13 protein-coding genes and 1 tRNA gene are annotated in these 15,073 nt (G+C 65.8%); 7 read left to right on the top strand and 7 right to left on the bottom strand.

Annotated features, from left to right (window positions below; translation table 11 throughout):
* The first annotated feature begins 135 nt into the window (after positions 1-135).
* A complete protein-coding gene (locus QGV55_RS12220; protein ID WP_281016525.1) occupies positions 136-912 on the top strand; it encodes a VacJ family lipoprotein in 777 nt (258 codons plus the stop codon).
* A 30-nt stretch (positions 913-942) separates the two neighbouring features.
* On the opposite strand, the gene QGV55_RS12215 is transcribed toward QGV55_RS12220, so the two are convergent.
* From QGV55_RS12215 to QGV55_RS12205, 3 genes are all read right to left on the bottom strand, one after another.
* On the bottom strand, positions 943-3,021 hold the full coding sequence (locus QGV55_RS12215) for a S9 family peptidase (RefSeq protein WP_281016526.1): 2,079 nt from the start codon (positions 3,019-3,021) through the stop codon (positions 943-945).
* Positions 3,022-3,119: 98 nt separating this feature from the next.
* Positions 3,120-3,770, bottom strand: a complete 651-nt coding sequence (locus QGV55_RS12210; RefSeq protein ID WP_281016528.1) for a ChrR family anti-sigma-E factor — start codon at positions 3,768-3,770, stop codon at positions 3,120-3,122.
* Entirely contained in the window at positions 3,767-4,357 is a 591-nt protein-coding gene (locus tag QGV55_RS12205) for a sigma-70 family RNA polymerase sigma factor (RefSeq protein WP_281016529.1), read from the bottom strand. The genes QGV55_RS12210 and QGV55_RS12205 overlap by 4 nt, the downstream gene beginning before the upstream one ends.
* Positions 4,358-4,546: 189 nt before the next feature.
* Between QGV55_RS12205 and QGV55_RS12200 the strand changes: the two genes are divergently transcribed.
* From QGV55_RS12200 to QGV55_RS12185, 4 genes are all read left to right on the top strand, one after another.
* Entirely contained in the window at positions 4,547-5,914 is a 1,368-nt protein-coding gene (locus QGV55_RS12200) for an FAD-dependent oxidoreductase (RefSeq protein WP_281016530.1), read from the top strand.
* Positions 5,915-5,916: 2 nt separating this feature from the next.
* Positions 5,917-6,702: a DUF1365 domain-containing protein gene (locus QGV55_RS12195; RefSeq protein WP_281016531.1), complete on the top strand. Its 786-nt coding sequence runs from the start codon at positions 5,917-5,919 to the stop codon at positions 6,700-6,702.
* Between the two features lie 55 nt (positions 6,703-6,757).
* The gene (locus QGV55_RS12190) at positions 6,758-8,056 is read left to right on the top strand and encodes a cyclopropane-fatty-acyl-phospholipid synthase family protein (RefSeq protein ID WP_281016532.1); all 1,299 of its coding nucleotides are present in this window, start codon (positions 6,758-6,760) and stop codon (positions 8,054-8,056) included.
* 236 nt (positions 8,057-8,292) lie between these two features.
* Positions 8,293-9,513, top strand: a complete 1,221-nt coding sequence (locus tag QGV55_RS12185; protein WP_281016533.1) for an MFS transporter — start codon at positions 8,293-8,295, stop codon at positions 9,511-9,513.
* Here QGV55_RS12185 and QGV55_RS12180 read toward each other — a convergent pair.
* On the bottom strand, positions 9,482-10,441 hold the full coding sequence (locus QGV55_RS12180) for an L-threonylcarbamoyladenylate synthase (protein WP_281016534.1): 960 nt from the start codon (positions 10,439-10,441) through the stop codon (positions 9,482-9,484). The genes QGV55_RS12185 and QGV55_RS12180 overlap by 32 nt on opposite strands.
* A gap of 160 nt (positions 10,442-10,601) precedes the next feature.
* Between QGV55_RS12180 and QGV55_RS12175 the strand changes: the two genes are divergently transcribed.
* Positions 10,602-12,407 carry an acyl-CoA dehydrogenase gene (locus tag QGV55_RS12175; protein WP_281016536.1) on the top strand — a complete coding sequence of 602 codons (1,806 nt, stop codon included), beginning with the start codon at positions 10,602-10,604 and terminating at the stop codon, positions 12,405-12,407.
* Positions 12,408-12,461: 54 nt separating this feature from the next.
* Here QGV55_RS12175 and radC read toward each other — a convergent pair whose 3' ends face one another.
* Genes radC through sfsA form a run of 3 tightly spaced genes read right to left on the bottom strand, consistent with a single transcriptional unit; the run spans position 12,462 to position 14,766 of the window.
* Complete coding sequence (gene radC, locus QGV55_RS12170) at positions 12,462-13,187, bottom strand: DNA repair protein RadC (protein ID WP_281016537.1); 726 nt, start codon at positions 13,185-13,187, stop codon at positions 12,462-12,464.
* A gap of 14 nt (positions 13,188-13,201) precedes the next feature.
* Positions 13,202-14,020, bottom strand: a complete 819-nt coding sequence (gene map / locus QGV55_RS12165) for a type I methionyl aminopeptidase (protein ID WP_281016538.1) — start codon at positions 14,018-14,020, stop codon at positions 13,202-13,204.
* Positions 14,021-14,058: 38 nt separating this feature from the next.
* Positions 14,059-14,766, bottom strand: a complete 708-nt coding sequence (sfsA, locus tag QGV55_RS12160) for a DNA/RNA nuclease SfsA (protein ID WP_281016539.1) — start codon at positions 14,764-14,766, stop codon at positions 14,059-14,061.
* A 129-nt stretch (positions 14,767-14,895) separates the two neighbouring features.
* Here sfsA and QGV55_RS12155 point away from each other — a divergent pair.
* Positions 14,896-14,972 (top strand) — tRNA-Asp (locus QGV55_RS12155).
* Positions 14,973-15,073: the final 101 nt, after the last annotated feature.

Below are 15,073 nucleotides of genomic sequence, written 5' to 3'. Positions count from 1 at the left end.
CACACTTCCCTAACAGTCTGCTTGTAAGATCTCGCAAAAATGGCCAAATAGGTCAGGGCTTCAATGATTTGACCGGCTTTGATTCGCAATTTTGTTGCGCGGGCCGATGGCGGACGGGGCGGAGCAGGCATGCGGATGAAGACTGGGACCGGTATTCGATCAATGTTCGTGGCGGGTGCGCTGGGCCTCGCGACGCTGGTGGCAACCGCACCGGCATTCGCCGACACCCTGCGTGACCCCTACGAGGAAACCAACCGCGACATCTTCCAGTTCAACCTGGGTCTGGACCGGGGTGTGATCCGCCCGGTCGCACGCGGTTATCGCACGATCACGCCCGCGCCTGTGCGCAGTGGCCTGTCGAATGCGCTGGAAAATCTGACCGAGCCGCAGACCCTGCTGAACAACATCCTGCAGGGCGATGCCGAGGCGGGCTGGAACACCTTCATGCGGTTCATGATCAACACCACGGTTGGTCTGGGTGGCCTGTTCGACATCACCACGGCGGGCAATTTCGAACGGCGCAAGGAAGATTTCGGTCAGACGCTGGCCGTGTGGGGCAGTGATTCCGGCCCTTACCTGATGCTGCCGTTGTTCGGCCCGTCCAATGCCCGTGACACGGCGGGCAAGGTAGTGGATATCTTCACCGACCCCTTCAGTCTGGTCTTCGGTTTCGTGCCCGCCGTCGTGCGCACCGGCACGGCAATCGTGGACAATCGGTCCGAGACGATCGAGGCCTCGGAATCGCTGGAGGCCACGTCGCTGGACCTCTACGCCTCCGTCCGTACGCTGCATTTCCAGAACCGGGAATTCCAGATCCGCAATGGCGCACCCGCGCCGCTGGATGATCTCTATCGCGATCTGGAACTGCAGAAGGACGTCTCCGTCCGTTTCCCCCGCACCCAGAACAACTGACCCGGCCCGGCCCCTGTAGGTCTCCTCCGGTCAGGTCCTGCCAAAGACCTTCAGCAGGAAGGCGTGATTGCGCGCGACCTCGTGCAACTTGTCGAAGCGTCCTGCCGATCCGCCATGGCCTGAGTCCATGTTGATCTGCAACAGCAGCAGGCTGTCGTTGGTGCGCGTCGCCCGCAGCTTCGCCGCCCATTTGGCCGGTTCCCAGTAGGTGACGCGCGGGTCGGTCAGGCCGCCCGTGATCAGCATGGCCGGATAGTCCATGGCCGCCACATTGTCGTAGGGGCTGTAGGACTGCATCAGGTCGTGGACGGCCCGCGATTCCACCGGGTTGCCCCATTCGGTCCATTCCGGCGGGGTGAGCGGCAGGCTGGCGTCCAGGATCGTCGTCAGGCAATCGACGAAGGGCACTTCCGCGACGACCGCGCGCCACAGCGTCGGCGCCATGTTGGCCGCCGCACCCACCAGCATGCCACCGGCACTGCCGCCATGAATGGCGATGTTGCCGTGTCCCGCCAGGCCCTGGCCGACCAGATGCTCCCCGGCGGAGACGAAGTCCCGGAAGGTATTGGTCTTCTTCAGCAGCTTGCCTTCGGTGTACCAGCGATAGCCCTTCTCCATGCCGCCCCGGATATGGGCGATCACATAGGTGAAGCCGCGATCCACCAGGCTGAGCCGGTGCGGGCTGAAACTGGCCGGCATCGACATGCCGTAGGAGCCGTAGCCGTAGAGCAGCAACGGACGGTCCGGCGCAGGCGGCGTGTCATTGCGGTGCAGCAGGGTCAGCGGGATCTGCTCCCCGTCGTGGGAAACGGCCTGCAGACGGCGGACGGTATAGCTGGCCGGGTCGTGACCGGACGGGATTTCCTGCGCCTTGACCAGGACCCGTTCCCGCGTCCGCATGTTGTAGTCGTAGGTCTGCTCCGGCGTGGTGGGAGAGGAATAGGAGAAGCGGACGGTGTCGGAGACATATTCCCCGCCCGCGATGCCGAGGCTGTAGGCCTCCTCATCGAAGGCGATGCTGTGCTGCTCGCCACTTTCCGTGTCGGTCACGACGATACGGGGCAGGGCATTGACCGTTTCCAGATGTACCAGCCAGCTATCGAATGCGCATACCGCGCGGAGCAGCCGGCCGTCGCGCGCGGGCTCCAGGTCCGTCCAGTTGTCTTCCTCCGGCCGGTCCAGCGGTGCGGTCATCAGCTTGTAGTCGATGGCACCGTCCTTGTTGGTCCGGATGACGAAGCGGTCGCCCTGATCGGTCACGTCATAGTCATGACCGTCGCGGCGCGGGGCGATCAGCCGTGGTTCGGCGTCCGGACTGTCGGTGGGGATGAAGCGCACTTCCGTGGTCTCGGATGCATGCGAGACCAGGTAGAGAAAGCGCTCGCTCTCCCCGTTGTCGAGGCCCAGGAAATAGCCGCTGTCCGGCTCGTGATAGACCAGCCGGTCATTGGCCGGGTCGTCGCCGATGCGATGGCAGAAGGCCCGGTCAGGCCGCAGGTCGTCGTTCAGCAGGGTGTAGAAATAGTGTGTGTTGTCGGCGGCCCAGATGACTTCCCCGCTGGTGCCGGTCGGCCCGGTCTCGATGGTTTCGCCGGTTGCAAGATCACGGACTTCGATGCCGAAGAGTTCGGACCCCCGCGTGTCGCAGGAAACGGCGAGCAGCCTGTGATCCGGTGAATGCCGCAGCGCGCCCAACCGGAAGAAATCATGCCCCGCCGCCATCGCGTCCCCGTCCAGCAGCAGTTCGGTGTCGCCACCTTCGCGCGGGATGCGGCAGAACTGCGGGTGCTCGGCCCCGGGCAGGAAGCGGGTGAAATAGGCGAAGGGGCCGTCCGGAGCCGGGGGTGTGGAATCGTCCTGCTTCAGCCGTCCCTTCAGTTCCTCGAACAGGTGCTTCCGCAGGTCCGAGACATCTGCCAGCCGGGCTTCGGCATAGGCATTCTCCGCCTCCAGATAGGCGCGGATGTCGGCATCCAGCACGGCGGGATCGCGCATGACCTCCCGCCAGTTCTCGTCACGCAGCCAGTACCAGGGGTCCTGGCGGGTCACGCCGTGGGCGGTCAAGCTGTGCGGGCGCTGTTCGGCAACGGGAGGCTGGGCATCGGACACGCGGAAATCTCCACCGGAGGATCAGAACTGATCCTCCGATCGTTAGTGGTTTTCACGTCCAGGCGAAAGGGCTTCAGGCTTTCGGGAAGGCCGGTCGGTCAGACACGGACCAGCGACTGCATCAGGCGCGGCACCCAGCCGGTGAACTCCAGCGGCGCATCGGTGGCGATTATGCAGATGCAGTCGGTATCGGCGTCGGAGACCGGCTGATGCGTAACTTCCGGGTCCAGATCGACCACATCGCCGGGCATGAAACGCCCGATCTCGTCGGTATAGGAGCCGGAGACGATCATGGTCATCTCGTGACCGCCGTGACTGTGCTGCGGCACGGCCCGACCGGGCGCGATCCGCAACAGGCGGATCATGGCCTCGCCGGTACCGACACGGGCCTGACGAATGCCGCGCCCGACCGGCCACCAGCGCAGGCTGTCCAGATCGGCAGGCAGCATGGCGCCAAGGGGGGACGGCAGATCGCGATTGCGCATGCCCGTATCCGCAACCTGGTTCACGTCGCCAGCAAAATCCGCGTCGATTGCGGCCAGCGCGCGATCCAGCGCCCCGGCACCGACCTCGACAGGCTCGACCGCGCCCAGCAGCGCGCCGCCAATGGCCTCCGCCTCCGCGGTGCGGGCACGGCAGGTCGGGCAGACCGCCAGATGGGTTGCGACGATGGCCGACAGCGCGGTGGGCAAGCCGCCGGAGGCATAGCTCAGCAGGGTCGCCTCGTTCGGGTGATGACGTATCATCATCTCTCATCTCCCAATGCAGAACGTATCTTGCGGAACGAAAGTCTCAGGCGGGATTTCACCGTGCCCAGGGGCAGGGAGAGACGTTCCGCAATCTCCGAATGTGTCAGGCTGTCGAAGAACGACAGCCGCACGATCTCGACCTGTTCGGGCGGCAGGTGCTCCAGTGCCGCCCTGACCCGGACCTGGTCCTGTCTGGACTGGGTGAATTCCTCCCCCGACTGGGGCGGGTCGGGCTGGAACATCGGATCTTCCGGATCAGGCTCGGGCCGACTGACCCGGCGCAGGATGTCGATCCGCTTGTTGCGCGCGATGGTGAAGATCCAGGTGGATGCGCCGGCCCGGGCGGCATCGAACTGCGTTGCCTTGGTCCAGACGGTCACCATGGTCTCCTGCACGATCTCTTCCGCCAGCTCCTCACTGGTGCCCGAGCGCATGATGAAGCCCTTGATGCGGGGGGCGAAGTGACTGAAGAGTTCCGCAAAGGCGGCACGGCTGCGCTTCTCGGCAATATCGACGAGAAGCCGGTTCAGTTCCGGTATGGACGGCCCGGTGGTCTCGAACGACCCCGAACCCGGTACCTGTTTCAATGCTGCCCTCATGAAGCCGTGTACGTGCGCGCTGCCGGAGCGGATCAGGCACAATGCAGAAAAATTTCCGACATTGTCCCCCGGTGATCCACCGAAACAAACGCCTCGTAGCCTAGGGTGACGAACCGGGGTCCGGCAATCGGACAGCGGGACGCGGTAAACCGGCTCACGCCCTTGGGTAGGAAACACATGCATTCAGCCACCAGTACCGGTCGCAACATCGCCATCATCGGGTCCGGCATTTCCGGTATGTCCGCTGCCTGGTTGCTGTCCCGGAGCCACAGGGTCACGGTCTATGACCGCGCGGAGCATGTCGGCGGACATGCGAACACGGTCGAAGTGGATGCCGGTGACGGGACCATTGCCGTGGACACCGGCTTCATCGTCTTCAACGACCGGAACTATCCCAACCTGAATGCCCTGTTCGACCATCTGGATGTACCGGTGGCGAAGTCGGACATGTCCTTTGCCGTGTCCAGCGACAATGGCCGTTTCGAATATGGCGGGGCCGCGCCTTCCATGCTGTTCGGGCAGCGCCGCAACCTGATCCGGCCGGACTTCTGGCGCATGCTGATCGACATTCGCCGCTTCTATGCGGAGGCGAAGGAGAGTTTCGCGGAGACGCCGGAGACCATGACCCTGCGCGAGTACCTGGGCCAGCACCGGCTGGGCCATGCCTTCGTGCGTGATCACCTGCTGCCCATGACCGCGGCGATCTGGTCCACCCCGGCGGAGCACATGCTGGACTATCCGGCGCAGAGCCTGCTGCGGTTTCTGGACAATCACGGGCTGCTGGGCCTTTCCGGCCGACCGCAATGGTCGACAGTTCAGGGCGGCAGCCGTGAATACGTGAAGCGGCTGACGGCAGGCTTTCGGGACCGGATCCGCCTCAACACGGCGGTGGAAGCGGTGACCCGGCTGCCGGACGGTGTCCGGATCGAGGACCGGCAGGGCGGTGTCGAGGAGTTCGACGAGGTCGTCCTTGCCTGCCACGCCGACGAGGCGCTGGCGCTGATCAAGGATCCTGACGGCGCGGAGCAGCGCATGCTGCGCGCCTTCCGCTACCAGCGGAACGTGGCGATGCTGCATACCGACAGGGCGCTGATGCCGAAGCGCCGCCGGGTCTGGGCAAGCTGGAACTACCTCACCCGTCAGGCCTCCGCCAATGGCGAGGCGCAGCAGCTCTGCGTCAGTTACTGGATGAACCGGCTGCAGCCGTTGCCGACCCGGCACGACCTGTTCGTCACGCTGAATCCGGTGGAGCAACCGGCGGAGGGGACGATCCTGCGTACCGTGCCTTATGATCATCCGGTCTTTGATGCGGCGACGGTGCGGATGCGCAGCCTGATCTGGAACATTCAGGGCCATCGCAACACCTGGTTCTGCGGCAGCTATCTGGGGGACGGGTTTCATGAGGATGGCATTCAGGCCGGGCTGGCGGTGGCGGAGGCGCTGGGCGGTGTCCGCAGGCCGTGGGACGTGGAGAATGAATCCGGCCGTCTCAGCCTGCCGCCCGGCTGGCCGGAACTGATGACCAGCACCCGGCAGGCCGCCTGACCGTGACCGGCATTCACCCGATACCGGCAGGCAGCATCTACGAGGGCCGCGTGGTTCACGTCCGGCACCGTCCGAAGCGGCACCGGTTGAGCTACCGTGTCTTCTCGCTGGGGCTCGACGTGGACCGGCTGGACGAACTGGACGGGACGCTCAGGCTGTTCGGCCACGGACGCCGGGCCCTGCTTTCGTTCCGGCCAGAAGATCATGGGCCAACGGATCACGGGCAAGGGGAGGCGGGTCTGGGCCTGCGCCCCTGGATCGAGGGGCTGCTGCACGACATCGGTCAGCCGGCGCCGGCCCGGATAGAGATGCTGACCTATCCCCGATTGCTCGGGTACGTGTTCAACCCGCTGACCGTCTGGTTCTGTCGCGACGACACCGGCACGCTGCGCGCCATTGTCTATGAGGTCCACAATACCTTCGGCGACCGCCACGCCTATGCCATCCCCGTGGAGGGGGAGGATACCGGGCTGGTGATGCAGCAGGCGGAGAAGCGTTTCTTCGTCTCTCCCTTCATCGCCAATACCGGCAACTACCGCTTTCGGGTGCGCCCGCCGGGTCAGGATGTGGCGGTGGTGATCCGTCATGCCGACGACGATGGCCCGCTGCTGGATGCCAGTTTCAGCGGTCAGCGCAAGCCTCTGACCGACCGCCAGATCGTCTCGACGGTCTTGCGTCACCCGCTGATGACCCACAAGGTTGTTGCCGGGATACACTGGGAGGCGGCGCGGCTGTGGCTGAAAGGCATTCCGTTCCTTGGGCGGCCCGCCAGTTCATGGCGCGCCTGAGACGTGACGAGACATCAGGACATCGACCGGACAGCATGACGTTCAGGGAGTGCCCATGAGCACGATCGACACCGTTGGGGATCGCAAGCGCCAGGACACGGTTGAAGCGATGCTGGAGGAAATCGGCGCCCGACGCCGGAGTGGCTGGCTGCACCGGCGGGGGGGCGCCCTGCTCTGGTCGCGCGTGCTGCACCGCGTTGCCGGATGCATCGGCACCGGCCAGATCATCTTTCACCGGCCTGATGGCCGCACGCTCACGGCGGGGCGGCGCGCATCGGACGCGGAACCGGCGGCGGAGGTCGTGCTGCATCGCTGGCGCGCCCTGCGCAGGCTGGTCACCGGCGGAGAGCTTGGCTTTGCCGAGGCCTATCTGGATGGCGACTGGTCGACGCCTGATCTCGCGGCCTTTCTCCAGGTCGTGCAGATGAACCGCCAGGCGCTTGTGCGCCAGTCGCAGGGACTGGCCACCCGGCGCTGGCTGGACCTGCTGTTCCATCGCCGCCACGCCAACTCCCGCAGGGGCAGCCGCCGCAACATCGCCTACCACTACGATCTCGGAAACGCCTTCTATGCGCCCTGGCTGGACGAGAGCATGACCTATTCGTCAGCCCTGTTCACGGCGGATGACGATGAAACGAGCCTCGCCGAGGCGCAGGCGCGGAAATACCGCACGATTCTCGACATGGCCAATGTCGGCACAGGTGACCGGGTGCTGGAGATCGGCTGCGGCTGGGGCGGCCTGGCGGAGGTCGCGGCGCGTGAGCGCGGGGCGGATGTCACCGGCATCACCCTGTCGACCGAGCAGCTTCGCCATGCCCGTGACCGCATCGCGGCGGAAGGGCTGGCGGACAGCGCCCGCTTCAGCCTGACCGACTACCGCGACACCTCCGGTACTTATGACCGCATCGTCTCCATCGAGATGTTCGAGGCGGTGGGGGAGGAGAACTGGCCTGCCTATTTCCGCACCGTGCATGACCGTCTGCGGCCGGGCGGGGAAGCGGTGATCCAGGTCATCACCATCGACGACGACGCCTTTCCCGCCTACCGCAAGCGCGCGGACTTCATCCAGCGCTACATCTTTCCCGGCGGCATGCTGCCGTCGCCCTCCGCCTTCCGCAGTGCTGCCCAGGATGCGGGACTGGAACTGGCCGGAGAACAGTTCTTCGGCCGCAGCTACGAGCGCACGCTGCGCATCTGGCAGCAGTCATTCGAACGCGCCTGGCCGGAGATCGGCCGCCTCGACGGCTTCGACGAGCGCTTCCGCCGCATGTGGCGCTTCTACCTGCTGTTCTGTGCCGAAGGCTTCCGCGACGGCCTGATCAACGTCGCCCTGTTCCACCTGAAACGCGCCTGATTCCGGCTGTGCCGCGCAGGCGTGGGCGATGGGGCTCGCGGATCAAGTCCGCGAGCGGCGTGGCAGGAAGGCGGATCAGTGGAACTCACCGCCAACACCCAACAGACGCCTTGCCCGGGCTTGACCCGGGTACCCAGGAGTGCCGCGCGGGCTTTGGAGACCGTGCACTTCCCGAAATACCCGGCATGCCGAATGTCCGGGAGACAGGGGCGCGGCGGGCGGGATAGGTTGCGCGGATGGAGCCTGTCGCCGAACCCTTGCCCGAGCGCGTCCACGCCCCCCGGTTTCACCGGGGCTGGGCGGTCACCGCAGGGTGTTTCCTGATCGCGATCTTTGCCTGGGGCACGGTCTTCTACGGTCACGGCTTCTACATCTCCTCGCTGACGCGGCTGCATGGCTGGTCCACCAGCGCGGTCTCCGGCGCGGTGACCCTGTTCTGGGTGGTGGGCATTCCGATGACGGTGATCACCGGTGGCATGATCGACCGCTTTGGTCCGCGCGCGGTGATGGCCGCCGGGGGGACGCTGGTGGGCATCAGTGTGCTGCTGCTGGGGCAGGCGAGCGAACTCTGGCACATCTATGCGGCCTTCGTGGTCATGGCGCTGGGCTATCCGGCGGTGGGCGCAGTGGGGATCAGCGCCACGCTGGGGCCGTGGTTCGACCGCAACCTCGGCATGGCCATGAGCTTTGCCCTGACCGGAGCGAGCGTCGGGGCCATGGTGATGGTGCCGGTCGTGACCCGGATCGCCGTGGCGGAAGGTTTCACCTTCGCCGCCACGGCGGCGGGGCTCTCCATCATCATCGTCACCCTGCCCGTGGCGGCGCTGGTCATCGCCCGGCCCCCGGGCGCGGCAGAGACCGCGGCAAGCGCCACGCCTGCGCTGCGTCACCTCGGCACGACGGCACGCATTCCCGCATTCTGGGTCATCGTGCTGGCCACCGGCCTCAGCCTCGCCGCGCAGGTGGGGTTCCTGTCGCACCAGATCCCGGTGCTGGAGGAGCGTCTGACCCGGACAGCGGCGGCGGACGCGGTGGCGGTCACGGCGGCAGCGGGGATCATCGGGCGTTTCGGCCTGGGGTTCTTCGCGGCGCGTTTCGACCTGCGCTGGATCGCCGGTGTGTCCTATGGCGTCCAGGCGCTGGGGCTGGTGGCGATCGCGGAGGCACCGCCCGGCCTCGCGCTCTATGGTGCCTGTGCGCTGTCGGGTTTCGTTGTCGGCTGCCTGGTCATCCTGCCGCCGCTGCTGGCGCGACGCTGGTTCGGGGCCGCCGGCTATGGCAAGACCTACGGGCTGCTGGCGCTGTTTCTCTACCTGTTCCAGGCAATGGGGCCGGGGATGAGCGGTGTGATCCGCGATGCCGCCGGATCCTATGGACCGGCGCTCTGGACCCAGTCGGGGATACTGATCGTCGCGATCTTCGTGATCAGCCGTCTCTCGGCGCCGCCGCCCGAGTGAGCCGGTCGTTGATGGCCAGTCCGAGTCCATGGTTCGGGATCGGCATCACGGCGATCCGCCCTGTTTCGCCCCTGTCGATGCTGTGCAGCACCTGAAACAGGTTCGCCGCCGCCTCCGCCAGGTCGCCTGTGCGGCTGAGATTCGGACCTGGCGGGGCATCGGGGCCGAAACCCAGAAGCGTTTCACCAGGCTCCGCCGTCATTGCGTTGAGGCGCAGTGCACTTTGCGGTGCGTAGTGGCTGGCCAGCATGCCGGGACTTGCCGGCGCGTCCGGGGCACCGGAGGGGCGGCTGAGGGGGCCGACGATGGCCTCGATCTCCTCCACCGCCAGCCCACCGGGACGCAGCAGCACGGCCTGCCCCTCGAAGACGCCAACCACGGTGGACTCCACCCCGACCGGGCAGGGGCCGCCGTCCAGCACCATGGCCACCCGGTCGCCGAGGCCGCTGATGACATGCGCGGCGGTGGTGGGGCTGAGGCGGCCCGAAGGGTTGGCGGAGGGCGCGGCGACGGGGCGCCCGACCGCCCGCAGCAGCGCCTGCGCGATCTCGCCCGCAGGCACCCGCACGGCCAGCGTGTCCAGTCCGGCGGAGCAGATCTCCGCCACCGGGCACCTGTCGCGTCGGGGCAGGACCAGGGTCAGCGCGCCGGGCCAGAAGCGCGTCGCCAGCCGTTCCGCGAGATCGTCGAAGACCACCAGTTCCCGCGCCGCGGCCAGGTCCGGCACATGGGCGATCAGCGGGTTGAAGCTGGGGCGGTTCTTGGCGGCGAAGATCCCCGCGACCGCGGTGCCGTTGGTGGCGTCCGCACCCAGGCCATAGACCGTCTCCGTCGGGAAGGCCACCAGACGACCGGCGCGCAGCAGCGCCGCCGCGCGGGTGATCTCCGCCGCGTCGATCACGGGCTGGTCCGGGTGTCCGTCGGGCATGGATGCTTACCTTTGTCGCAGTCGGCTTCCCTTGAACGCGGGCGGCTTACAGGTCAAGTGCTACGGCAATTGCCGGGGTGTCGGCATTCCCCGTACACTCCGCCACAAGAGATGCGAAACAAGAGATATCCCGAACGGATACCACAAGGGAGTCGACCCCATGTCCGATTACGCCGCCCCTGTGCGCGACATGCGCTTTGTCCTCAATCACGTGCTGGATCTGGAGGATATCGCCAGACTGCCCGGCTACGAGCATGCCGAGCCCGATCTGGTGGACCAGATTCTGGAAGAAGCGGCGAAGCTGGCCAATGGCGTGCTGGGGCCGCTGAACTGGACCGGTGACCAGCAGGGCGCGCAGTACGAGAACGGGGTTGTGCGCACGCCGGAGGGATTTGCCGATGCCTATCGCCAGTTCTGCGAGGGCGGCTGGAACGGTGTGCCGTTCGATATGGAGCGTGGCGGCGGCGGCCTGCCCTGGGCGGTGACCATCGCCCTGACGGAGATGTGGAACGCAGCCAATCTGGCCTTCTCCCTCTGTCCGCTGCTGACCCAGGGCGCCATCGACGCGCTGGAGGCACACGGCTCGGAAGAGCTGAAGGACAAGTATCTCGACCGCATGATCTCCGGCGAATGGACAGCGACCATGAACCTGACCGAACCGCAGGCGGGATCGGATGTCGGTGCCCTGCGCACCAAGGCCGAGCCGCGCGGCGACGGCACCTGGCTGATCAAGGGCCAGAAGATCTTCATCACCTTCGGTGAGCACGACATGGCCGACAACATCATCCATCTGGTGCTGGCCCGGACACCGGACGCGCCTGCGGGCACGCGTGGCATCAGCCTGTTCGTGGTGCCGAAGTTCCTGGTCAATGACGATGGCAGCCTGGGGGAGCGCAACGACCTGCGCTGCGCCTCCATCGAGGAAAAGATCGGCATCCACGGCAGCCCCACCTGCGTCATGTCCTATGGTGACAATGACAATTGTGTCGGCTGGATGCTGGGCGAGGAAATGAAGGGCATGCGGTCGATGTTCACGATGATGAACAATGCGCGCCTGTCCGTCGGCACCCAGGGTGTTGCCGTGGCGGACCGTGCCTACCAGCGCGCTGTCGCCTTCGCCCGTGACCGGGTACAGGGCAAGGCCATCCCCGATGCGGCGGCCGGTGGCTCCGGCAGCATCATCGACCATGCCGACGTGCGGCGGATGCTGATGACCATGAAGGCCTATACGGAAGCATCGCGCGCCATCTGCCTCTACAACGCCGCCTGCCTGGACTATGGCCGCCGTCATCCGGACGCGGACACGGCCCGCCGCCGTGGCGGTATGGCGGAACTGCTGACGCCGATCTCCAAGGGCTTCGGTACCGACATCGGGGTCGAGATGTCCTCCGTTGGCGTCCAGATCCATGGTGGCATGGGCTTCGTGGAGGAAACCGGCGCCGGGCAGCATTATCGCGACAGCCGCATCCTGCCGATCTACGAGGGCACGAACGGCATTCAGGCCATGGACCTGGTGATGCGCAAGCTGACCCTGAATGGCGGGGAACCGATCAAGGACCTGCTGGCGGAGGTGAGTGAGACCATCGCCGCCTGCGGCAAGAGCGACGACGAACGGGTGCAGGCGATCGCGGAGCCGCTGGAGGCCGCACGGTCCGCAGCGGAGGAATCCGCCACGTGGCTGGTGGAGCGCATGGGCAGTGCGGCCAATGATGCCGCAGCCGGTGCCGCACCTTTCCTGCGCCTGATGGGCCTGCTTGCCGGTGGTGACCTGCTTGCCCGTGCAGCCATCGCGGCGGCGCGCCAGGTGGCGGCGGGGGAGGGGGACACGCCTTTCCTCAATGCCAAGGTCGGGACAGCGCACTTCTTTGCCACCCAGCTGATGCCGCAGGCCGGATCGCTCGGGCTGGCAGCACGTCAGGGCTCGGCCGCCCTCTATGCCATTCCCGACGATGCGCTGGTCGCCTGAGGTCGGCCTGCGACCCGGTTCCGTTGTGTGAAGTGATCGGCCGGGCTGTTGCCGTTACAGCAGCCCGGCTGAGCGGAAGCTGATTTCCTGACCCTTGCCGATCACCAGGTGGTCATGCAGCGTCACGCCGACGGCCTTGGCCGCATCGCGTACCAGTTTCGTCATCTCGATATCCGCGTGTGACGGCATCGGGTCGCCGGAGGGGTGATTGTGCACCATGATCAGGGCGGACGCTTCCAGTTGCAGCGCCCGCTTCACCACTTCGCGCGGATAGACCGGGGTATGGTCCACCGTGCCCTTCTGCTGCAGTTCGTCGGCGATCAGCTTGTTCTTGCGGTCGAGAAACAGCACCCGGAACTGCTCCGTCTTGCGGTAGGCCATGTCGGCCTTGCAATAGTCGACCAGCGTGTCCCATGACGACAGCACCGTGGCGCTGCTCATCGCCTTCGTGCGGGTCAGGCGGATGGCTGCGGCCTCGACGGACTTCAACGCTGCGACACCGGTCTCGCCCAGCCCCTTGATCTCCAGCAGCCGCTCCGGGGCGGCGCTGATGACATGGGCGAAGTCGCCGAATGCCGCCAGCAGGGCCTTGGCCAGGGGCTTCGTGTCGCCGCGCGGATTGCCGGCCCAGAGAATCATCTCCAGCAGTTCGTAGTCTTCCAGGTTCTCGCCGCCGGTCTTGGTCAGCCGCTGGCGCAGGCGGGCGCGATGGCCGTGGTAGTGCGGTTTCGCATCTGCCGCGGGGCGCTTCGCTTTCCCGTCATCGCTGGATTCGGACACGGCGCGGCACCCCCTCAATACGGGGGCTTGTGCATGCCCTTCGGCGATTCCGTGAAGATCTCGACGCCGGTTTCCGTCACGCCGATGGAATGCTCGAACTGTGCCGACAGGGAACGGTCGCGGGTCACGGCGGTCCAGCCGTCCTCCAGGATCTTCACCCGCCAGTCACCCAGATTGATCATGGGCTCGATGGTGAAGAACATGCCCGGGCGCAATTCCTGACCGGAGCCGTAATCGCCATAGTGCAGGATGTTCGGGGCATCATGGAACACCTGCCCCAGACCGTGGCCGCAGAAATCACGCACCACGGCGCAGCGCTCGCTCTCCGCATATTCCTGGATGGCGGCGCCGATGTCGCCGACGCAGGCCCCCGGTTTCACCATGCGGATGCCGCGCATCATCGATTCGTAGGTAATGTCGACCAGACGCTTGGCCTTCAGCTTGACCTTGCCGGAATAGAACATGCGACTGGTATCGCCGTGCCAGCCATCGACGATGACCGTGACATCGATATTGACGATATCGCCATCCTTCAGCACCCGGTCCCCCGGAATGCCGTGACAGACAACGTGGTTGATGGAGGTGCAGATCGACTTCGGAAAGCCGCGGTAATTCAGCGGCGCGGGGATCGCGCCATTGTCGGTGATGTATTCGTGGCAGATGCGGTCCAGTTCCCCGGTCGTCACGCCGGGCTTCACGTGGGGTGCGATCAGGTCCAGCGTCTCGGCGGCCAGCCGGCCTGCCTTGCGCATGCCCTCGAACGCTTCCGGTCCGTGCAGCTTGATCTGTCCGGTATTCTGGCTCGGCGCCTTCTCGGCTGCGACATAATCCATGGGCTGCGGCCTCCTCTGGGCGCGGGAGCGTGGCTCTCTCAATCGATATCTACGGGCAGGACAGCCTTGGGATATATGGCTTCCGGGGAAATCACGCAAGCTTGGGCAACCGCCTCGACACCCGCCTCACGGGCGCGGCGAAAGGCTTCCGCATAGGCAGGGTCGATATCCTCCGCCAGGCGGAACGAATTTCCGTCATCGCGCATGGCGAGATAGAACATGACCGCTCGATGGCCCTGTCGGACCATGCTTGCCAGCTCATCCAGATGCTTTGCCCCGCGACTGGTGACCGAATCCGGAAATTCCAGCACACCGGGCAGGCGCGACATGGTCACGCCCTTCACCTCCACGTAGCAGTCGGGGCGTCCCTGTGACTGCAACAGCAGATCGATCCGCGACTTCTCCCCGTACTTCACTTCCCGGCGGATGGTTTCGTAGCCGTCGAGCGACGGCTGCAGGCCGGTCTCGATGGCCTGCCGGGCCAGCAGGTTGGGCCGCATAGTGTTGACGCAGACAAGCGCCGCATCCACCTGCAGCAGTTCCAGGGTCCATTGCAGCTTTCGTTTCGGATCATCGTGCGGGGTCAGCCAGACCGCCTGGGGCGCGCCGTCGATCAGGCTGAGCATGGAGCCGGGATTCGGACAGTGCGCCGTGATCTCCCTGCCGTCCTCCAGCCGCACGTCGGCCAGAAAGCGCTTGTAGCGGCGCAGAAGCGTGCCCCGGATGAGGGGAGGCTGAAATGTCATGAAGTGTCTCCCCTGCGCCGGATGCAGCGGCATTGACGGAAATTCATTGCGCCCGTGCAACAAGTTTCACGCTCGCGGTGCTTGACAGGGATGCGTGGCGGGCGTATCCCCCCGCTCGCACTTCGTTGCGGGGGTGTAGCTCAGTTGGTTAGAGCGCTGGCCTGTCACGCCAGAGGCCGCGGGTTCGAGTCCCGTCACTCCCGCCACTTTCTCCCTGCCAAAAACGCCACCACTGTGCCTGCGTTCGGGGAACTCCTTGAAATATAATCGATCTCCGCAGCAAACTGCGCCGGATTGACGCTTTCGC

The sequence above is a fragment of the Minwuia sp. IMCC3009 genome (assembly GCF_029909415.1).
Classification (GTDB): Bacteria; Pseudomonadota; Alphaproteobacteria; order Minwuiales; family Minwuiaceae; genus Minwuia.
This window is presented reverse-complemented; position numbering and strand designations above follow the sequence as displayed.